Genomic DNA, 21,406 nt, shown 5'->3' with positions numbered 1-21,406 from the left:
AGCGTCGTTACATTTTATTTTCCAGTACAGTACGAATGAAAAATTTTCTTTTAAGTGCGTTAGGTTTTGCAGTTCTGCAACCCACATTTGCACAGGACTCAACACAAACAAAAAATCCATTGGCCATCAGCGGTTATGTAGAAGCGTATTATAACCATGATTTTAACCGGCCCGGAAGCAATACAATACCTGGTTTTTTGTACAATTTCAACCGGGCAAATGAAGTGAATCTGAACCTGGCTTTTATCAGGGCCAATTATTCCGCAGACCGCGTCAGGGCTAACGTGTCTCTTGCAGCAGGAACCTACATGAATGCCAATTACAGTGCAGAGCCTGGTGTTTTAAAGAATATTTATGAAGCTAATATCGGTGTGAAACTCTCACAAAAAACCAATATTTGGCTTGATGCCGGGATCATGCCTTCGCATATTGGTTTTGAAAGTGCCATTGGAAAAGACAACTGGACATTAAGCCGGAGCCTTTTGGCAGAGAATTCACCTTACTTTGAATCGGGCGTCAAACTGGGCTTTACAAGCAAAGACGAGAAGCTATATCTTTCAGCCATGTATCTGAATGGCTGGCAAAGAATCCAGAGAGTGGATGGCAATTCAACTCCTGGTTTTGGTACGCAGATTACCTATAAACCAACTGGCACAACAACCTTAAATTACAGCACATTTATCGGTAACGACAAACCGGATAGTTTAAAACAAATGCGTTATTTTCATAATGTCTATGGCATATTCCAGTTAACGCAAAAATTTGGCCTGACAGCCGGATTTGATTTTGGATCTGAAAAGAAAGCCGAAGGCAGCAGCGGTAGCAATACCTGGTATACACCTGTGCTGATTGCCAGTTTTGCACCAACTGAAAAAATCCGTATTGCAGCAAGAGGAGAATATTATGCAGATAAAAGCGGTGTAGTCATCAGCACGGGTACGCCTAACGGTTTTAAAACGTTTGGATACTCGCTGAATTTTGATTACCTGCCCGTAGAGAATGTCGTTTGGCGTGTTGAAGCAAAAGGCTTCCACAGTAAAGACGCAATTTTCACCCATGACGATTCGGCCAAAAGCCAGAATTACTTTTTAACCACATCCATTGCATTATCATTTTAGATGACTGAAAAGGAAAACCACGTAAAACATTTTCTGGATCTGATCCAGCAGTCCCGCAGGGGCAAGTTTAAAATCTACATCGGTATGAGCGCTGGTGTGGGCAAAACTTACCGGATGCTGCAGGAAGCGCATACACTGATGCGGAATGGTATTGATGTCAAGATCGGCTACATTGAGACCCATAACAGAAAGGAAACGCACGATCTGCTGGAAGGCCTGCCGGTGATACCCCGCAGGAAACTGTTTTACAAAGGAAAGGAGTTGGAAGAACTTGATATTCAGGCCGTGATCAGTTTACGGCCTGAAATTGTCATTATTGACGAACTGGCGCACACCAACATTGAAGGAAGCAAAAATGACAAACGCTGGCAGGATGTAATGGAAATCCTGGATGCAGGTATCAATGTGATCAGCGCTGTAAATATCCAGCATATTGAAAGTCTGAATGAAGAAGTAAAGGATATCACCGGTGTTGAAGTCAAGGAGCGGATACCGGACAGTGTACTGGCAGCTGCTGACGAAGTAGTAAATATTGACCTGACAGCAGACGAGCTGATCACCCGTCTGAAAGATGGCAAAATTTATGCGCCGGAAAAAGTACCGACCGCACTTGGCAATTTTTTTACATCCAATAATATACTGCAGCTGCGCGAACTGGCTCTAAAAGAAGTGGCCAGCCAGGTGGTGCGGAAGGTGGAAACCCAGATATCGTCGCGTGGGCTTACGGCTTTGAAACCTAACCGGTTTATGGCCTGCATCAGCAGTAATGCAGTAACGGCTAAAAATGTGATCCGTAAAACAGCACGTCTGGCCAGTTACTATAACAGTCCCTGGATCCTTTTGTATGTGCAGACACCCAGCGAGAACAAAGATAAAATTGCCCTGGACAAACAGCGGCATCTGATCAATAACTTCAAGCTGGCGACTGAACTGGGTGGTGAGATCATCCGGGTAGAAAGCCCGCATGTTTCAAAGGTGATAATGGAGGTGGCAGAGCAAAGGCATATTACTACAATTTGCATTGGAAAGCCGCACATGAACTTGTTCAGGGTCATACTTGCTACCAACGTATTTAACCAATTGCTTAAAAAACTTTCTATTTCTGAAATTGACTTAGTCATCCTATCCTGATGAAAATTAAAACCAAACTAAGACTCGGCATCGGCCTTTTATTTATCATGATCCTGGTGCTTTCAGCGGTGGGTGTCTGTAATATGAATGCACTCAGCAGTGATACCGAAAATATTCTGGCTGACAACTATAATACACTCGAATACTGCAAAAACATGATTGCTGCTTTGGATGCTATACAGCAAAAACAAAGCGGTTTTGATGATTTAGAAAAGAACCTGGACCTGCAAAAAAAGAATATTACAGAGCCTGGTGAAGGACTGGCTACTGAACATATCAGCAGCCTGGTGCCTGCTTTAAAAATAAATCAGCATGATATAAATCAGCATCTTTTAATCCGGAAAGACATTTCAAAGATTATGGAGCTGAATATGGCTGCGATTAAGCACAAAAGTGATATTGCAAGAAGTACCGCAGAAAAAGCCAACCAGTGGATCGTAATTGCCAGTACGCTATGCCTTCTTTTGGGAATGACATTGTTTATCAACTTGCCGGGTAATATTGTACCTGAACCTGTCCGGGATCCTTCCAGCATTAAACGTATTTAACCAGCTTCTTGCAAAACTTTTTGTTTCTGAAATTCCAATTTCTGGTAATTCTATCCTGATGAAAATTAAAACCAAACTAAGACTGGGCATTGGCCTTTTATTTCTGATGATCCTGATACTTTCAGCGGTGGGGGTCAGCAGTATCAATGCACTCAGGAATGACACCAAAAACATTCTGACCGATAATTATAACACACTGCAATATTGTAAAAACATGATTGCCGCCCTGGATGTTATACGACAAAAACAGTCAGGTTTTGATGATTTTGAAAAGAATTTGGACCTGCAAAAAAAGAATATTACAGAGCCCGGTGAAGGCGAGGCGACCGGGCAGATCAGCAGGCAACTGGCCCGGCTAAAAGAAAATCCCAAGGATGTAAACCTGCACCTGATAATTATTAAGGATATTTCCCGGATCATGGAGCTGAATATGACGGCCATCCAGCGTAAAAGTCGTATTGCAGAAAACACTGCTGAAACAGCGAACCAGTGGATCGTGATAGCCAGTACTCTTTGTTTTCTGTTAGGAATGACACTGTTTGTCAATCTGCCGGGCAACATCGCCAATCCAGTCAGGGAGCTTACCGACAGCATCAGGGAAATTGCAGCCAAAAACTATTCGCAGCGGGTTTATTACCGCGGCAAAAATGAGTTTGGAGAACTTGCCAATTCCTTTAATACCATGGCCGAAAAGTTAGAGGAATACAACAGCAGCAATCTTTCCAAAATACTCGTTGAGAAAATGCGGACGGAAACACTGATCAACAACATGCACGAGCCCGTGATTGGCCTGGATGAAAACAAGATTGTCCTTTTTATTAACAACGAGGCGCTAAAAATTTCCGGGCTCGGACCTGACGAAATCATCGGCAAGTCTGCTGCAGAAGTTGCCTTGAATAATGATTTGCTGCGTTCCCTGGTCAATGATCTGGCCCAAACTGAAAAAGCAGACAGCTTGCCGCCAGTCCCGCTTAAAATTTATGCCGACAACAAGGAAAGTTATTTTGAGAAAGAAGTAGTCAGTATCACCATTAAGCCGACCGGAGAGCGGGAACAAAGACTGATCGGCCATGTGATCATACTTAAAAATATTACGCCGTTCAAAGAACTGGATTTTGCTAAAACCAATTTTATTGCCACGGTTTCCCATGAGCTTAAAACACCGATATCGTCGATCAAAATGAGTCTTCTGCTGCTGGAAAACCAGAATACGGGGCATATCAACACAGAGCAGCAGCAGCTGATTGAAAGCATCAGGGAAGACAGCGACCGCCTTTTGAAAATAACGGGCGAACTGCTTAATATGTCACAAGTGGAAACAGGCAATATCCAGCTCAATATTCAACTGTCGAGACCTGAGCAGATCCTTGAATATGCACTGGAAGCGGTGAAAGTCCAGGCCGAACAAAAACAGATCGGGCTCTATATCGATAAAGCAGAGGATCTTCCGGACGTGAAAGCAGATACGGAAAAAACAGCCTGGGTTCTCATTAATTTTCTCACCAATGCAATCCGGTATTCACAGCCGTCAGGACAGATCCAAATCCGGATAAAACAACATGAAAACGGGGTGCAGTTTTCTGTAAAAGACGATGGCCAGGGAATTGACAGCCGGTACCGGGCCAAGATCTTTAACCGGTATTTTCAGGTACCTGGAAGCGCAAAAAGTGGTACCGGACTTGGACTGGCAATCAGCAAGGAATTTATTGAAGCCCAGGGTGGGCACATTGGAGTCAACAGTGAGATTGGTATGGGAAGTACTTTCTTTTTTGAGCTCGCAAAATCATAATCTTACCACCTTCCATAATGATAACGCCTATCAATTTGATAGGCGATTTTTGTAGTAGGGTAATCCCTAAAAAAAATTTTATCTGTTTAATTATCACATAGTCAGCTGGTTATAATTTTATCTTTCGAAAGGTGCAGTTTGGGAACAGGTTTGGCATATATCCGTTCAGATAAAAAAATATTTAAACCATGATTTCTCAGTTAGAAGCCGTTTTAGACTACAACCTGAATTTATCCCGTAAATGCTTTGCCCTGGCCAAAACATTGCTAAGCCAGGGAGATGCCATCATCAAAACAGCCATTGAAAAAAGCTTTATTTATTCATTTTCTCTTTTTGCCAAAAGGGATGAAACTGAAAGAAAAAGGCTGAAGTTTTTTATGCCTGACGATTTCTATACTATTTTTCTTCATAAAATTGAAAAGCCGGAATTGTCAAAAGAACCGGCACTCTCAATGCTTAATATAAGTATTGACGATATAACGCTTCGTTTAGCAAATAGGGAAGACTGGATTTTCGCCAAACAGATCACCGGTGAAATGCAAAGTTCTGCCATAAACCGCGGTTGTGGGATTTCAAAACGAAGCCCCTTGTCCGTAATTCGTAAAATGCTGGAAGGTAAAGCGATTATTGCTGTAACACCTGATAACAAATGGGCAGGCTTCTCGTACATTGAAACCTATGAAAACAATGAATTTGTGTCCAATTCGGGTCTGATCGTGGCACCTGCTTACCGGCAATGCGGGGTGGCCAAAGCGGTCAAGCAGCACATCTTTGAATTATCAAGAACACTCTATCCGAATGCGAAAATATTCAGTATTACCACAGGTGCCGCTGTGATGAAAATGAATACCAGATTAGGGTTTGAGCCGGTAACCTACGGTGAAATTACCAGGGAAAAGCAGTTCTGGCAGGGCTGTAAGAGCTGTGTAAACTACCAGACACTGCTAAGCAAAGATTGTAAAAACTGTTTTTGTACAGCTATGCTATGTGTTCCGGAACAGGAAGAGCCACAGGAAGAAGAAAATGAATGTGAAACAGAACATCACTATTGATCCTGATCAGCCATGAAAATTTACAAGAGACACCTTGCATACCTCAAGATCCTCAACCTGCTTTCTTTAATGGTGATTTTAATGACGATTTTTTATACCTGGTACATGCTTCACTTACAACCCGATGTGCTGCAAGTGACTAAGGGCCTTGCCGGAATGGATACAGTAGTAATTCATAAAAGTCTGATTTGGGGAGATATTCGTCTGATGGTCACTACTTACCTGATTTTTTCCCTGATTACCGTTTTTATAGAGCTGACACCTTTCCGATATAGTTCCGGATTTCATAAAGCACAAATTGTTTCCATAATTAATCTGTGTATTTCAGTGGTTTTTGCCTGTACGATTGTCAGCACAGTTTGCATAGCAGCAGGATGAAAGACGCTTTTCTGACCATAAACTGAAAATGATGTTCTTACTCAACCAATTAACTTATACTCGTAATAACAAGCAGGTGCGGGAATATCAACACCTGTTCGAAGTTCAGAACGACATAGAAGTACAATAAATTGGAACCCTGGTCGAATGACCAGGGTTTTAGTTTAGCGAAAGCGGGTGTATTTATAACTAGTACGATTACTATCGAAACACAAGCGGCTATGATTTAGCTTTGCTTAAGGGATTAATACAACGTCTAGGCCTTTCCAGAAAAGAATCCCACGGAGGGCGAGCCAAACGAAATAGATCAGGAAGCAGCGTTGCGGAAATTTATTGGTAGCTAGCAAGGGGATGAAACCGCAGAAGAACCAGAGGCTATGATTTATCAAAGCCGTAACGACCAGCCGAGCCACATTAAATTATGACCTGTCTATTTGTTACTAATATTTGCATTCACTTAAAGGTCATGATAGTTTGGAACGCTGGATAGATTCTGTTGGCATAAGTTTCTGTTGTCTATCCGAGATCACGATGGCGGATCTGATGTACGGAGTTAAAAAGAGTGCTCTCAATCGTCACGCTAGAAACCAAGCAAGTTTGCAATGGCTTCGCACGGCCTTTTTATCAATTACTTCTTTTTTAACATTAACGTTTTAAAGACACTATCAATATTTCTATCTTATTATGGAAGATTTTGCATCGATAATTAAAAATGTATCACGATATATAGATTTTACAGAGGAAGAAAAGGGATTTTTTATCTCCCAATTACGCATTATTAAAGTTAAGAAAAAACAATTTGTTGAACAGCCCGGCTTTGTTTCAAATTACAGAAATTATATAGTAAAAGGTGCAATGCGGGCCTATGTAATAGGCGATGATGGGCAAGAGCATACTATCTCTCTTGCAATAGAAGATTGGTATATTTGCGACCTTGGAAGTTTCATATTACAAGAACCCGGTACTTTGTTCACCGAGGCAATGGAAGATTGTGTGTTGATTCAATTGAGCTATGAAGGCGAACAGTTATTATTAAAAAACCTGCCAAAGTTTCAAAATTATCTATTGGTCAGAGGACATCAGATTGCAGCAAATATGCAGAAGCAGATTCTTTCCAACATAAGCCAATCTGCCGAACAGCGATACTACCAGTTTGCTGAAAGGTATCCACAGTTTTTACAGCGTTTTCCTTTGTACATCATCGCATCTTATTTAGGAATGACAAGAGAATTTCTTTCTAAAATCAGGAACAACAAAGCACACAAAAATGATGCGTGATTTCGCATTTGCAGTGCAAATCCATTTTCTTCCTTTTTACATAACTTATCAGCCATCCTGTGCTGTGAGAACTAATAAGGTTAACCCAACTTTATTAGATTTGCCCATATGTTAGGGTTCTAATGCAAATCAAAACTATCGATACCCATAAACAGGGTCCGCGATGTGAATTAATTCACATAGATTTGGTGAAATACTTCATTGGTTTATGAATGAAACTACGGGAATTTTGCATTGTCAATTTTGACATGAAAATTTGATCTTTATAAAATGATAGTAGTTACAGGTGCCACAGGCGTATTAGGGCAAAATACCATCAAATATCTGCTCACAGAAATTGAGCCAAGCCAAATAGTCGCTTTCGGCAGAAACGTAGAGAAAATATCCAATTTAGCAGATAAAGGTGTAGCTACTAAATCAGGAGAATATTCTGACTATTCTTCATTATTGGCCGCATTTAAAAGTGCTGAGAAACTTTTTCTGATTTCTTCGCCGGATGCAGTAAATAGAATAGAGCATCACCAAAATGCGATTGATGCCGCGAAAGAAGCTGGGATAAAGCACATCGTTTTTACAGCGATGCAGGTTCCAAATAGTGACTATAAACTTGCTTATTCTACAGAGCCTGATGAAAAAACCATTTCTGCCATAAAAGCATCGGGTCTTAAGTACACAATTGTATATAATCCGTCCTACACAGAGTACATTCCTTATTTTATTGGCAGCACTTTTCCAGATAATGAATTAAGGATGCCAGGTGGCGAGGGTAAATCTGCCTATGCAGACAGGGAAGATTTAGGAGAGGCAAATGCAAAAATCATACTTCATTCTGATAAGTACGAAGGCATGCATATAACTCTTACCGGTTCTGAATCACTTTCGTACGGTAATATTGCCGCCATCCTTTCTGAAGCAACAGGCAACACCATCACCTATAAAGATATTACACCCGAACAATTCATCCAGGAACGAGTAGAAAGTGGGTTACCGGAAGCACACGCTGCCTTTTTTGCGGTATGGACAGATGGCATAAAGAATAATGTGTTTGAAGAAGTACATCCTGAGCTTGAAAATATTTTAGGCAGAAAACCTCATTCAGTAGCCACCTTTTTAAAACAAACTTATGCCTGAAAATATAATTAAAAGTGCTGGCCAAATCGCCACTCAGTATTTGAAAGGTGCAGGCACTGAGGACGTTAAAATACTGGCATCATTCTTTGCGTACGATGGGGTTTTTGAAATACCTTATGCTAAATCGCTTGGTATAGATATTAGGAAACAAGGACCGGATGAGATAGCAGAGTATAGCAGAGGTGTTTTTTCAGGTGCATCAAAATTTCATTTCATCAATATCCGCATTGTTTTGGGAAATGAAACAACAGCAGTTGTCGAATATGAAACAGATTTTATATTGGATAACGGCCAACCCTACAAACAGCATCTAATTGGTATTTTTATAACTGAAAATGGTAAGATAAAATTATTTAAAGAATTTTTAAATACGGTTGTGGCGGCAAAAGCTTTTTTGCCGGATGGAATTAAAACCCTAATTTAACCAAACATGAAAGACGCCAAAACACTGCTTAAAGAATATCTGGAAAATTTTCAAAATCCCAAATATATTTCAGGCTTGTTTGCGGAAGATGGAGCGATAGAATTACCCTACCTAGCATTTCTCGCAAAAAAATGGCAAACTATAGGACCTGAAAATATTGAGAAAATGGCTTCGGGCATGCTTCTAACGTCTCCAAATTGGGAATTCATCCATATCGTTTACCATATAGACACACCCAATCAGGTTTTTGCGGAGTATGAAGTAAATTGTAACCGGCGGCCCGGATTTATGAGGTTGAAGGAAGATCACATGCGGAACGGACAGTTAAAACCGGCATATAATGTTCAAATATCCAGTTCAAATCAGTACATCGTAAATTACACCATACACCAAAACCCAACTGGTACGACTACATTAACCGATCACATTGCCCAGCACGAAGAAAGCTTTAAAAGTGCTCCAAAGGGAACAGGATCATCCAGGTGAATGTGGAATTGGAGCGACAGAAGAAAAAAGCCCATAAACTGCTCAATAGTCCGGAGGGGATTGAGAGGCGAAAGAAAAGATGTTTTGATGTTGAACCCGTTTTTGTAAATATCAAAACCAATCACGGATTTAAACGCTTTATGCTTAGAAGCAAAGAAAAAGTCGAAATAGAGTTTGGATTACTGGCAATAGCACAAAATATTAGGAAAAAGGCTGCTTAGGACGGAATCCTTCGTCCAGCTTACAAATTCAGGTGGCTGAGATTTTATTGTACAAGTTCAAACCAGGTTTTTTCTAGTTTAGAAATATAAATGGAATGTCTCATTTTGGTTATGAGGCATTCCATTTATACTATGCAGCCATTGAGCGAACTACTCCATAATAATTTTAGACTGCTTTACCCCAGAGGCGGTCTGCGCTTTAATAATGTACAAACCAGGCGTCATCGCCTTATTGACAGACATCTCCACAGAAATGCCTCCTTTCGCATCGGTGTTAACTGTTTTCGCCTGATATAGCTGCCCGTTGCGATCGTACATGGTAATGGTTACCGGTTCCTGTTTTGCAAAGTTAGTCAGGTCAATATATATTTTTTCCCCATTCCTGATTGGATTAGGATAAATCTTAAGAACAGGCGCATTGGCCGTTTCCTGACTGGCGGTCTGGGCGGTAACCTGCATTCGTGAATTTGCCTGGGAGGCACTGGTAGCTGAAGAATCAGCTTCGTACGAAATCCCGAAGCCAGATAACTCGACGGAAATAACCTGATCCTGTTTCTTTTTTTGCCGACAGCCTCCAGTTTTGCCTGTTTCTCTCCTGCGGAATTAGGATAAAAAGCAATGTTAAAGGTAACTGAACTGTTCTTGCGGATTTTTATGGGCTTATTTGGGTTAACATCTGGCTGACCCAACATTTTAAATTCACCTGCATTTGCACCGGTAATAGCCAGTTTTTTTAATTTCAGTTTACCCCGGCCGGTATTGGAGATCGTAACTGAATGCAGCGCTACTTTGGAGAAATCACGTTTGTCCTCATCATCATCATCTTTACCCGAGCCAGAGGATTGAGAAGAAATGGCGCCAAAGTTAGCTGTGGAAACAGTATTGGCCGGAGAAGTATCCGTGGTGGTGACTCCTACTACTTCTACAGCAGAGATTTTCGCGGGAAAAGCGCTGGCAAACCCTTCTTCATCAGATAAACTGCTCACCTGTAATAAAGTAATCTGGGAAGTTCTATCGGGTATATTATTCCAGTTAAGCTCAATCACATACAAGTTTCCTGTTTTCACATCTTCGACCACATCCAGCGGATTAATAAAACCAGACATACCCACTAAACCGTTGGTGCCGGCTCCGGTATAGGATTTTTTAATGTCGTAAAGGCTTTCGTTGCTGCCTTTTACGAGTGACCCTGGTTCCAAAACAATTATATCGCCCCCGCCGCTAAAGCGGCACACCAGTAATTTACCTTTCAACGCTCCGTTAAAGGTGTTACTCTTGTATTCAATAGCGCCGTTAGGCGACCGGTTTAAGTCGAAGTCAAAGGCTGCTCCCTGATAATTCTGATCAGCGCTCACAGTAGTGGGGTATTTAACGTTGTCTTTATTACCCCGGTTAACAATATATTCGCCTCGCAAAGGATTAGGGTGGCCATAATAACGATTTGACTTGATACGGAATAACCAATCCTTTTGGACCTGTACCCCCGTTGTAGCCGGAATTGACGGACCATTATAAAAAGTACCATCCGGCCTCCTGGTTCCGGCTACGGAAGCTGGCGTGTTACCCCCAGCCGCAGAGCCATTGGCCGGAGCATATAACTGCCCGTTAGTGTGCCATACCAGGTCGTAGGCGTTTCTGATACCGGAAGCATAAATTTTAAGCGGAGCATTCGTAGCATATGGGTTATAAGTGTTATCGGAGAGACGCAACTGGTTTGCAGCAGCCTGATTGATTAAACTCTGATCAGACGTTGTTTTAGCATTAAGGGTAGTACCATTTAATTTCGTTAAATCCAAACGGATTATTGCCGCAGACAGTAAACTTTCAGCACGCTGCCATGAACCATCATAAGCCCCCATAGAACTGTTGCTTCCCTGACCAAAATATAAAGCTTTATCAGGACCAAATGCCAGACTATTCACCAGGTGGTCTTTACTCGAGCGGGGCAGATTGGTGACCAGTAACTGCTCGGTAGCCAGACCCGCTCCCGTCAGTCTGGAGATTTTACCATCAAATTCGGGCGCATTTGTCAGTCCGGAGGAGCAATGGGAAACATAAGCTATAAGGCTGGTGGCAGTAGAGACCGGATCGAAAACCAGTCCTATTGCTTCACGGGTTCCGTATTTATTTACCAGTGTGGTAATTGAATCCTTTTTGCCAAGCATGCCACTGGGGCGATTAATTGTAAATCTTTCAATCACACCATCTAAACGCAGGGCGTAAAACTTGTCGTCCGGACCAATAACCAAAGAGGCATATTTTTTATATTGAGTTCCGACAATGGCCACCTTGTTAAATTCAACGGATAAAGGATCGGTTGGCTCAAGGGCGGCACCTGTGGTAAAAGTGGCAGTATACGGAATAAAAGTAGCCTGGCTATACGATTTTACACCCTCAGTTACCATAAATTTATAAGTCGTATTGGCTTCCAGTGCAAAAGTAGGCGAGAAGCTGATCGCATCTCCGCCCCCGGTGCCTTGCACCACTCCCTGAATCTGGGTGGTCGTGCTGCCAGATACTTTTAATAATTTTACCGTATTACTTGTAATAGTGCTATTATCTACGCCACCTTTATATCCCGCCACCTGCGGCACATAAAGATTATTAGCGGCAATACTGGAAGTATTTACGCTTACATTGGTAGCTGAAGCAGCAGGTGTAGAGGAAACTACGTAAGGATGGGGGGCACTTACTTTTACCTGTATGCTAAAGGCCCCACTGGTGTAACCGGCAGCCCCTGCGCTAATCTTGGCTTTATAAGTACCTACTGGCAACTTTTCGGCAGCAGCATAATTAAAAGTAACATTTGGCTCTGTGCCGTTATGGGTAGAATTAAAGCTTAGCCAACCACTACCGCCGGCTTCGTATATCGCCGATAAGTTGTATTGAACATTTCTGCTGTCAGAGTTGCTAAGTTCCAGAGAAAAGGTTTTATTGGCGGTGGAGCTGCCTTTCTCAATGGCTAGCTGCTGCTCATTTACAGACCAATATACATAAGATGCATTGGCGACCGGCACAATGCGGGCATAATTAATTTTCGTATTAACTCCGCCATCCGCGTTAATGGTCAGCTTACCATCAGAAACCATTACCCTTACTTTAGCAGATTTAAAGCGTGTAGCAGAATTAACAGATCCGGTAGGTATAAATTGATCAATTGCCTGAGCGCCTTCTACATTCAGGCTATGTTTTTCGGGGAAAGGAAAAATATCCGGGTCACCCACTGAAACATCCACATCGTAAATGCCCTTGGGTAATTCTATTTCCCAGTAGCCTTCTGCTTTGGTTCCATTAAAATTACCGGCAATGTCATCAGATTGCATATGCATTAAAGTGGATTGCAGTACATTGGCTGGCAAATTCCGGTTTCTGCCGTTGCCAGGTGTGTTGCCACCAACCGCAATATTAAGCAAGCTGCCATCCGAACGCTTTTTCCAGCCATAACGGAGGTTAGTTCCCTGGTAAGTGCCGGTCCGCAGGCCAAAAGCCTGGCCATAATCCCGCACCCAGCCTATAGGCGGAACTGTAGCCGGATCCTGAAAGTTTACCTGGATTGTTTGCGGATTTGCAACAAGGAACGGGATGGCTGTGGTTAGGCCAGCCGTGCCTTCACCTTTAGCCGTCGGATAAGGGGTAGCTTTTATGCTATAACTTTCTACCGGCGGGGTCCAGGCCAGGCTTTCGCCCAACAAATTGTAGGACCACTGTGATTCAGTTTGTGTTCGGCTTTGCGTCCCACTTATGGCAAATACGACAGTTTTGACAGTACCAGGGCTGGTATTTGCCCCGATGTTAATATTTTTAGTGGGCAAGGCAGCCAAATTAAGGCTGTTGCCATTGGTAAATGTTTGTATGTTGGCTTTTGTAGCTGAGTTTATTAAGGTAAAGCACGTTATTTGTTCACCTGTCAAAACGTTATTTGAATTGATTTTGGAGACTACGCTTCTATGAGCAGGTTTTGCGTTTTCTGAAACGAGATTTAAAGCTTGCCCAGGACCAATGATTAAGAAACTAATTATCAGTAGCCCCCACCGTTTATAAGATAATATCTTTGCTCGTTGCAGTACGGAAGTAAAAATTTTATCCATTTTTCAATCAGTTTTAAGTTGAGTAAATTTGTAATTTAAAAATAATATATTTTAAATATTCTTTATCATTTAATACGGTAATATTTAGAGTATTTTTCAATTTTAACGAACACAAAAAGCGTAAGTCAGTCGGTCAGCCACAAGTAAAAAAACAATCAGCCTGGCAATCCTTTTATAACATATTAACTAACTGGTAGCGGCAGCTATAAACATTGGTGCCATTTTAGCAAATGGTCATATGTAAGCAAAGTACCAATATCAGGTGTAAAAAAGCCTGGTTCCATTGACTGTGGGGTGTTTCCTTTCATATCAACCATGAATAATACAATATTTTTTTATCACATGATTAATATGAAAAATTCGGAGCCGCTGACATTGTAATTCGGAAATAAGGCGCATATTGTTTCGGTCAAAATGGTAGGTTTGACGGATTAACTGAAAGCCGCATAACCTTGTAAAGGCTTATTACAGTCGATGGTCAATCTGCCACAGAATCAGGTGGTCATGCTATCTGAATACTATAAAATAAGAGACAGAATACAAAAAAAGAAGATGAAGATTTTGACAAAAATCCGGATGGAACTGACTTAAAAGCGGTGACAAAACAGATTTGAGCTGTACCAGATGATCCTGTTGAAAATGCTAAAAAGCCTTCATATGAAAAAATTTCTGTCAAAAAGGAACATACCAGATTATCACTCGGCATTACTAATTAGTCGCTCCTTACGAAGCTAATTTAGCTGCACTATTTTTCAGATAGTATCAATATAAAAATGACTGCAAGAGCTTTTACTTAAGCTGGTACAAAAGCAATATAATGACTAATGTGAGGGTCATTACTGGTCGGAGGTACGTATTTCTGTAAGTAAACAAAAGTCCGGGAAAGAATATGGCACCCAGTGCTTTATTTTTACCCGATACCCAGAACCGGGCTATAGCGAAATCCTGCTGTGGCCCGGATCCTTGGCTACAATTGACGGGGTAGCCAAGGTATTAAGAAGGAGATTTTCGGAGAGATTGTCTTTTAATTATAAATGAAACGGATGATCAGATACGTCGCAATTGCCCTAATGTGGTTCATTTTTAATCAGGATTGTTTTGCACAAAGCAAAACATTGCAGTTCAGGTCTACGGATGCCGCATTGCAAACCGCATTTGAAAGGGCAAAGGAAATGGCGCTCAGCTATCGTGGCAAGTCCGGCGATCTTGTTGGTGAATGGTATGAAGCCGCTCTGCCTGAGCGTTCGGCATTTTGTATGCGGGATGTTTCCCACCAGAGCATGGCCGCCGAAATGATCGGGCTTGGGAAGGCCAACAAAAATATGTTTTTGCAGTTTGCCGGAAATATTTCGGATAGCAGGGACTGGTGTTCCTATTGGGAGATCAACAAGGAAGGAAAACCGGCACCAGCCGACTACCGCAGTGACGAGGAATTCTGGTATAACCTGAATGCAAATTTTGATATCCTGAACTCGGCCTGGAAGCTCTATCTCTGGACGGGTGACAGGAGCTACGTCAACGGTCCTAAACTCGCAAATTTTCACAAAAAATCAGTCAATGATTATATCCGGCGCTGGGTATTGCAACCCGATTCGTTGTTGTCGCGGCCGCTGCACCCCAACGCCGGTGCTTCCTATGATGATGAAGATTCCTTTCAGCGCTGCCGCGGACTGGCATCCTATTCGGAAGGCGTGCACGATTTGAAAATGGGGGTCGACCTGATTGCATCCCTCTGCCGGGGCATGAAAACATATGCGGATATGCTGCGTTTAAACGGGCTGGCAGCGGAAGCCAAACTTTACGACGCAAAGGCTGAACAATACCGGCAGCACATCGAAAAGCAGTGGTGGAGCGAGAAAAACGGGAAGTACTTTACCTATTATTCCTCGGCCGGGTCATTCGGCCACACGGAGGGAGAAACGTTCCTGCTCTGGTTTGATGTGCTGAATGATTCCACCAGAACGCGGAAAGTGATTGACGAAATACTGTCGCGGGAGTGGAACATTGAAAACGAGTCCTATTTTCCCTATTTGCTGGGTCAATATGGTTATACCCGTCAGGTCCGTGACTACATTCTCCATCTGACCGACCTGAAAACCAAGCGCCGGGAATACCCGGAAGTGTCTTATGGCGTAATCCAGGGAATTGTGCAGGGCGTAATGGGTATCGATGCGGATGCGCGTGTCAACCGGATCACTACTTTGTTCAATGGCAGAGCAGATGATACCCATACCTTGGAAAATCTGCCTGTTTTGCAAAGGAAGATATCGGTGACAGAAAGCCGGAGCAAAACCTCGTTTCAAAATACAGGATCTTCGGCGGTTCAATGGCGTGCAATGTTTACAGGAAAGCACCCGTTCATTACAGTGGACGGTGTTAAACGAAAAGCCGCACAAATGACTGTCAAGGGGGCGAGGATGGTTTCGTATCTGGATGTGAATGTAGCCGCCAGCCGGCAGGTCACTGCCCGGGTTGACTAACCATATGGTATTTTTAATTTCATTTAACCTGACAAGCATTCCGAACCATACAATTTGATTTCACAAATGGGAATATGAAATGTTCATCAGCCGTTATGACATAGATGCCCCTCAGTTAAGAGCAAGACTTACGATTTGATAAAACCCTTCATTTTTCTGTTACAGTCTTAACAGAAATTTTATGAACTGTCCTCAAATCGGATGATTGTATGAATAACAAGGATGTTAATTATGACAGTGTTTTATTCTAAGCAGGCTGGAGTGTAAAGTTTTGGAGAATTCGAGTCGTGACCATTGTATTTCGTAAACGAGGGACATCTTGTTTCAGTTAGGAATGACCAGTTTAATTAATTGATAGAGAACAGGATATTGTAAGAAAGACGAGACACAGACTGGGGTCAATCTGCTACGGAATCAGGTGGTCCTGCTATCCGAATTCTCTAATTAGGACACTAAATCATTTTTATAAAAAATTACAGGATTATCCACCATTTAATACACAGAGGATTTTGCAGAACTACGCACTCAGTTCAGTGCATTAGCGATTGGCAGTATACAGACTTTACAACATTTTGGAGGAACTCATCTGGCCACACCCCAAACGAACCACTCAATAATAATGGAGTTTCGGGTAGATGATGTCGATGCAGAAAACGGTGGTTTTTATGTGAATTTAATTTGTAGATATTCTATTTCTATTTTTTTATGCATTCAATTATACCAAAACGCCATTTTTGTTAAACTGGTTAGAAACTGCTTACTATTATTAGCTATAAATAAATTTGATTTTAGCAGAAGCCATTTGATTTCAGAACCCATCATTTTCCAAAACCAAATGGCTCCATTTCTCTGACTGTTTATTCTGTCAGTAATATCCTAACCGTCTCGACCAAAGCCGCCGACTGGATTTTCAAAATATAAATTCCCTGCGGCAGCTGCATGGAAGAAACATCCATTTCCACTTTTGAAGCCGATGCCGCCTTTTTCTGATGACTGATTTGATAGGTAGTACCTGATAGACTGATCAGTTGTAAATCCACTTTTCCCTGATGTGCTTTTGCAATATGCACCGTAAAGCTTTTTCCGGCTGGATTGGGATAAATGCCTGAAGTTTCTGCCTCTTTTTCTGTCCGGGTTATAATTTCTTCTGCACTCGTTCTTGCAGCAGGTGAAACTGCTTTTTCAATGACCAGCTGAGGTGGGTACGCTGCATTTTCCCGGCTGTTGAAGACAAGCCGGGCGTTCTGGCCAGCAGGATTGGTCACAAAAAGACTGATCGTTTTATCACCCGCCAGCTCGGACCTGACAAAAGCTGTCACATCGATTTCATAGTACCGAACTGTGCTGTGAACATTCACCGAGCCCAGTGCAGCTGCGGATGCCACCGGTGCATTTGACCATTTGATGCCGGTTTCTGTCCAAGTATCATCACTGACGCCGTAAACAGCAGCACTGGTATTTGCACTGGTCTGTTCGTTGGAACCATACAGGCGCAGTTTGGCGGAACCGACGTTACTTACACCAGTCAAAGGGAATTTCAGGTAAGTACCGCGCTGATAGCTGGGAAGGCTTCCCGTTTTTACTTCGAGCGTACGCTCCGTTCCGTAATTGGTTTCTTCGTTAGGCGTATTGCGGATGTAAGCATCAGCAAGGGGGTTTAAAATTACCTGGGTTGGCAGCACTTCAATGGCCGCAATGATGGGTTTATCGGCTGCACCTTTCAGAAAGTCGATATTCAAAGTGTTATCGGTTACAATCACGGTGAAAGTTTCTGTTTTGGCCCGCATGACGCCACCGGCTTTGACAAAGATATCGTAATCAGTGAGTTTTCTGGTGCCTTCCATATCGACATGGAACCGCCTTTTATTCGGGCCGGTTGTCCCGCTTCTGGAAGGAACACCCCAGTAAATTTCTGCGAAATGAAGTACCACATTGTATGTGCCATTGGTAACAGGAATATTGTAGCTGAACGAAGATCCGAAGCGCTGTTCTTTGTAAAGCTGGTCGTCGGTCGTGCCTGCAATATCACCGTCTGCCGCATTGGAAATTTGTGTGGTGCCGTTATAAAACTGGTCGGCGCTGAACATGCGGTCGCCTGACGCGGTGAAAGTTGTGCCACCGGCATTGATACGAAGGGAAGGCTGCCCGGCAGCAGGTACGATCTTGTAAAGTTCGCCGCCATATTCCCCTGTATCGGCAGTGATCAGTAAAGTATTATTCACCGTTTTCATGGATCCAACGGCTGTATTTCCGTTTGGGGTAAAATCTTCCAGTACGTGGGTACCTTCGGGTGTGCCGTCGCTCCGCCAGATTTCGCGTCCGGTGGCAGGTTCATAATAATCAAAGTAAAGCACCCCGTTCAGGCTTTCTGTATGCTGTGTAAAAAAACTGATCCTGTTTTGTGGTACCTGCGTAAGCCTGCGCGTTCCGGCAACGGTCCCGTCGCTGACCCACAGGTGGTCACCAAGTGCAGGTTCAGTATTCATGAAAAACAGTTTGCCGTTTACGTCTGTCTGCAGGCGAAAAGGGTCGTTCGGGCCTAGTTCAGGATCGGCATACAGATTAACATCGAGTACTGCCAGTTCAAAAGTTCCGCTGACCGTTCCGTCTGTTCTCCAGAGTGATTTTTTACCGGCATCGGATGCGACTGATGAGATGTAAATCAGGCCGCCTGCCCCAAAGAGGCTCGCCGGAATAAATGGCAGGCTGGCCACGGTGGTTGCAGCTGTCGGCGTACCATCCGTTTTGATGAGTTTATAGCTGGAATTGTTGTAAAAAAGTCCATAAAGATTGTCACCTATAACGCTGAATGTATCAAAACGGCCATCATTTGTAACCAGTCTGCCGCTCGATGCGAATTCCGGTGCTAATTGTGTACCGGCTCCGGTACCATTGGTTTTCCAGATTTGAGTGTGGCTGGTTTGATCGACAATACCAAAATACAGTTGTCCTTTGAATGCGATGGGTTCAAAGTCCGGGCGGCTGGTACTCTCAAATGCCCTGATAAAACTGGTTACGACAGGTGTTCCCCCGCTTTTCCATAATTCCATACGGCCACTGGAATCAAAAAGTATGAAATACAAGGTGTTGCCTATGGCGGTCAGTGAAGAGATCTGCTTGACACCAAATTTGGGGTCGGATAAATCTGCCACCAGAACAGCGTCACCAGTTGTACCGTTTGTTCTCCATATCCTGTCTACGCCAAGATAATCTTTTTCCGTATAATAGACAATCCCATTGGCAGTAGTGATCTGGTATGAAACGTAATTCAATTTTTGTACCTGTACGGTTCCTGTCTGCGTACCATCTGATTTCCACAATCCAAAAGAATCAGATGATGACTTTGCTGTGAAGTACAGTGTTCCGTTTACATCTGTAAAGTTGTATGGAAGTGATTGCTCGGTAGTTACTTTGGTAATTCGCTGCGGGGCTGCCGAAGTCAGATCAGTACGAAAAAGTCCGTTGCCTGTAGCAGGTGTTCCATTAAAGATTACATTACTTCCCAACAGAACGGGATTGAAGCCCGGAAAATCAGCCAGTACTACTGTACCAGTTGCTGTACCGTCCGATTTCCAGAGTTTCCCACCCGGGTCGCTGCTCCCAAATACGAGATGATTACCGGCAACGATAATACTTTCGATTTGATCAACCCGACTGGTTGCATTCAGGTTGGTGACCTGCACAGTTCCTGCCGCTGTTCCGTCACTCTTCCAGATTTCAGATTGGATACCGGTACTGGCGGAAAAAAATAGTGTGCCATTCAGGTTAGTAAAACCGGCGCGTTGCGGATCGTCTCTGCCGTCATTCACATGAATATTCTTTAACAGCATAGTTCCTGCAACCGTCCCGTCCGTTATCCAAAGTGCATCATTCGTGGCAAAGTAGACCTTCGTACCTATGGCGAATGGATCCCTTATTTCGGTCTGGCCGTTTGTAAGCGCAGTAATGCTTTTTCCATCTGTTTTGTAAAGCACATTAGTCTGGGAGTAATAAGTCGGGGAGAAATACATATAGTTTCCTGCCACAGCCGGTTTAAAAGAAGTTCCTGTGTAGCTTGCGCCGGCTTTGGTACCTGCCGCCGTACCATCACTGCTCCATATTGTGGCAATATATTCTCCATTGCTCTCTAATGTATTTATGAAATGGAGTTTACCTTTAAAGTTATAAAAATCATATATACCGTAACCGTTTTCTGTTGACCCCATATCCCTGACAAGCGTTGTCCCGGCAATGGTACCATCCGTTTTCCAAAGCTGGTTGCGGCTGTAATCCTGTGAACCGGAAAAGTAAACCGTGCCATTGACTTCCTCGATGTCGTTGGAGTTTTCATAGGTTTGGGCAAGTTTATGAATGGGGATAGTTCCATCTTTTGTGCCATCACTTCGGAAAAGCCACCAGCTTCGCTCGAACCGGGCCTTGTAAAAAACGTAACCATTGGCGCTGGTCAGTCCATAGGGTTGATCTGCTCCAGAATCGTTATCTGTCAGACGCACTGTTCCGGCCTCTGTCCCATCGGTCACAAAAAGCTGGATGTCAGATCCTGGCTGATAAGACAGGAAAAAAATTTTTCCATTGACTACTATGTTATTTCTAAGGTTGGGACTGTAAGAACCTGGTGTCGTATTGATATCTTTAACAAGCTGGATCTGCTGCGCCTGCACAGCTGTATTCATAATTATACAGAATGCAGTTAAAAGTAAGGCTCTGATCATATGAGAAGAGTTTAAGTATATTTAAACTTTAATTAATTCTATAAATATAATCAGTTTTTTAATCATAAAAGAGATCAAAATGAGCATTTATTTTTGTTAAATATTTCATATACAAATAGTTATATATGTTTGTGGTCATATTTTTGACTAAATTGAATTAATTTTAAGTCGATTTACCGGGATCAGATATTTGAGTACAAGCTGACTTTTACCATAGCTGTAAACCTGGTCGTTTCCGCTTTGCACTTTTCATTGTATTCCATCATCGCCTTTGCAGTTTCTTCTTTGGCCGGAGGGCATGTTTTTTACTTCGTGGATGTACTGCGGCACAGTCTTGCAGAAGATCTTTACATCTGTCTGCTGATATATCCAGCAGTCTTTATCGTATCCCTTAGGTTCATACCTTCTGAGCCTGAAATACCATTAAAGGAAGAGAGAGTTGGCCTAACCAGGATCAGTATTATAAACGGCACAAGCAATATCCTGATCCAGGCCAGTGATATCATTTTCATTACTGCGTCCAGTCCATACTACTGAATTCATACTGGCCAGGGTAAATTTTTGTATACG

The 21,406-nt window shown here is 42.7% G+C and carries 14 protein-coding genes and 1 pseudogene; 12 read left to right on the top strand and 3 right to left on the bottom strand.

Annotation, left to right across the window (positions count from 1 at the left end; translation table 11 throughout):
- The first annotated feature begins 35 nt into the window (after positions 1-35).
- The 10 genes and pseudogenes from KZC02_RS08115 to KZC02_RS08070 all read left to right on the top strand — a co-directional run.
- Positions 36-1,118 carry a porin gene (locus KZC02_RS08115; RefSeq protein WP_221393641.1) on the top strand — a complete coding sequence of 361 codons (1,083 nt, stop codon included), beginning with the start codon at positions 36-38 and terminating at the stop codon, positions 1,116-1,118.
- A complete protein-coding gene (locus tag KZC02_RS08110; RefSeq protein WP_221393640.1) occupies positions 1,119-2,249 on the top strand; it encodes a universal stress protein in 1,131 nt (376 codons plus the stop codon).
- Positions 2,249-2,797, top strand: coding sequence for an MCP four helix bundle domain-containing protein (locus tag KZC02_RS08105; RefSeq protein WP_221393639.1), 549 nt, complete (start codon positions 2,249-2,251; stop codon positions 2,795-2,797). Before KZC02_RS08110 ends, KZC02_RS08105 begins: the two co-directional genes overlap by 1 nt.
- A gap of 58 nt (positions 2,798-2,855) precedes the next feature.
- Positions 2,856-4,586 (top strand): ATP-binding protein, encoded by a 1,731-nt coding sequence (locus KZC02_RS08100; RefSeq protein ID WP_221393638.1) that lies wholly within the window; start codon positions 2,856-2,858, stop codon positions 4,584-4,586.
- Between the two features lie 188 nt (positions 4,587-4,774).
- Positions 4,775-5,638, top strand: a complete 864-nt coding sequence (locus KZC02_RS08095) for a hypothetical protein (protein WP_221393637.1) — start codon at positions 4,775-4,777, stop codon at positions 5,636-5,638.
- A 12-nt stretch (positions 5,639-5,650) separates the two neighbouring features.
- The gene (locus KZC02_RS08090) at positions 5,651-6,016 is read left to right on the top strand and encodes a hypothetical protein (RefSeq protein WP_221393636.1); all 366 of its coding nucleotides are present in this window, start codon (positions 5,651-5,653) and stop codon (positions 6,014-6,016) included.
- A 684-nt stretch (positions 6,017-6,700) separates the two neighbouring features.
- The gene (locus tag KZC02_RS08085; RefSeq protein WP_221393635.1) at positions 6,701-7,294 is read left to right on the top strand and encodes a Crp/Fnr family transcriptional regulator; all 594 of its coding nucleotides are present in this window, start codon (positions 6,701-6,703) and stop codon (positions 7,292-7,294) included.
- Positions 7,295-7,564: 270 nt separating this feature from the next.
- Positions 7,565-8,425 (top strand): SDR family oxidoreductase, encoded by an 861-nt coding sequence (locus tag KZC02_RS08080; protein WP_221393634.1) that lies wholly within the window; start codon positions 7,565-7,567, stop codon positions 8,423-8,425.
- Positions 8,418-8,849 carry a nuclear transport factor 2 family protein gene (locus KZC02_RS08075; protein ID WP_221393633.1) on the top strand — a complete coding sequence of 144 codons (432 nt, stop codon included), beginning with the start codon at positions 8,418-8,420 and terminating at the stop codon, positions 8,847-8,849. Before KZC02_RS08080 ends, KZC02_RS08075 begins: the two co-directional genes overlap by 8 nt.
- 285 nt (positions 8,850-9,134) lie before the next feature.
- Positions 9,135-9,556 (top strand): annotated as a pseudogene (locus KZC02_RS08070) (transposase); the annotation flags it as partial.
- Positions 9,557-9,706: 150 nt separating this feature from the next.
- On the opposite strand, the gene KZC02_RS08065 reads toward KZC02_RS08070, so the two are convergent.
- Together KZC02_RS08065 and KZC02_RS08060 are read right to left on the bottom strand one after the other, a co-directional pair.
- Complete coding sequence (locus tag KZC02_RS08065; RefSeq protein ID WP_221393632.1) at positions 9,707-10,015, bottom strand: T9SS type A sorting domain-containing protein; 309 nt, start codon at positions 10,013-10,015, stop codon at positions 9,707-9,709.
- On the bottom strand, positions 9,910-13,467 hold the full coding sequence (locus KZC02_RS08060; RefSeq protein ID WP_221393631.1) for an Ig-like domain-containing protein: 3,558 nt from the start codon (positions 13,465-13,467) through the stop codon (positions 9,910-9,912). Before KZC02_RS08060 ends, KZC02_RS08065 begins: the two co-directional genes overlap by 106 nt.
- A 1,220-nt stretch (positions 13,468-14,687) precedes the next feature.
- Here KZC02_RS08060 and KZC02_RS08055 point away from each other — a divergent pair.
- On the top strand, positions 14,688-16,124 hold the full coding sequence (locus tag KZC02_RS08055; RefSeq protein WP_221393630.1) for a trehalase family glycosidase: 1,437 nt from the start codon (positions 14,688-14,690) through the stop codon (positions 16,122-16,124).
- An 857-nt stretch (positions 16,125-16,981) separates the two neighbouring features.
- Here KZC02_RS08055 and KZC02_RS08050 read toward each other — a convergent pair.
- A complete protein-coding gene (locus KZC02_RS08050) occupies positions 16,982-20,797 on the bottom strand; it encodes a malectin domain-containing carbohydrate-binding protein (protein WP_221393629.1) in 3,816 nt (1,271 codons plus the stop codon).
- Between the two features lie 279 nt (positions 20,798-21,076).
- On the opposite strand from KZC02_RS08050, the gene KZC02_RS08045 reads away from it, so the two are divergent.
- Positions 21,077-21,373 carry a hypothetical protein gene (locus tag KZC02_RS08045; protein ID WP_221393628.1) on the top strand — a complete coding sequence of 99 codons (297 nt, stop codon included), beginning with the start codon at positions 21,077-21,079 and terminating at the stop codon, positions 21,371-21,373.
- The last annotated feature ends 33 nt before the right edge of the window (positions 21,374-21,406 follow it).

Source organism: Dyadobacter sp. NIV53 (assembly GCF_019711195.1).
GTDB lineage: Bacteria > Bacteroidota > Bacteroidia > Cytophagales > Spirosomataceae > Dyadobacter.
The sequence above is the reverse complement of the archived record's forward strand: the minus strand, read 5'-3'. Positions and strand labels throughout refer to the sequence as shown.

What these genes read in the sequence shown, in the direction of transcription:
- KZC02_RS08115 (WP_221393641.1), top strand. Translation starts at nt 36, where the DNA reads ATGAAAAATTTTCTTTTAAGTGCGTTAGGTTTTGCAGTTCTGCAACCC.
- KZC02_RS08110 (WP_221393640.1), top strand. Translation starts at nt 1,119, where the DNA reads ATGACTGAAAAGGAAAACCACGTAAAACATTTTCTGGATCTGATCCAG.
- KZC02_RS08105 (WP_221393639.1), top strand. Translation starts at nt 2,249, where the DNA reads ATGAAAATTAAAACCAAACTAAGACTCGGCATCGGCCTTTTATTTATC.
- KZC02_RS08100 (WP_221393638.1), top strand. Translation starts at nt 2,856, where the DNA reads ATGAAAATTAAAACCAAACTAAGACTGGGCATTGGCCTTTTATTTCTG.
- KZC02_RS08095 (WP_221393637.1), top strand. Translation starts at nt 4,775, where the DNA reads ATGATTTCTCAGTTAGAAGCCGTTTTAGACTACAACCTGAATTTATCC.
- KZC02_RS08090 (WP_221393636.1), top strand. Translation starts at nt 5,651, where the DNA reads ATGAAAATTTACAAGAGACACCTTGCATACCTCAAGATCCTCAACCTG.
- KZC02_RS08085 (WP_221393635.1), top strand. Translation starts at nt 6,701, where the DNA reads ATGGAAGATTTTGCATCGATAATTAAAAATGTATCACGATATATAGAT.
- KZC02_RS08080 (WP_221393634.1), top strand. Translation starts at nt 7,565, where the DNA reads ATGATAGTAGTTACAGGTGCCACAGGCGTATTAGGGCAAAATACCATC.
- KZC02_RS08075 (WP_221393633.1), top strand. Translation starts at nt 8,418, where the DNA reads ATGCCTGAAAATATAATTAAAAGTGCTGGCCAAATCGCCACTCAGTAT.
- KZC02_RS08065 (WP_221393632.1), bottom strand. Translation starts at nt 10,015, where the DNA reads ATGCAGGTTACCGCCCAGACCGCCAGTCAGGAAACGGCCAATGCGCCT.
- KZC02_RS08055 (WP_221393630.1), top strand. Translation starts at nt 14,688, where the DNA reads ATGATCAGATACGTCGCAATTGCCCTAATGTGGTTCATTTTTAATCAG.
- KZC02_RS08050 (WP_221393629.1), bottom strand. Translation starts at nt 20,797, where the DNA reads ATGAATACAGCTGTGCAGGCGCAGCAGATCCAGCTTGTTAAAGATATC.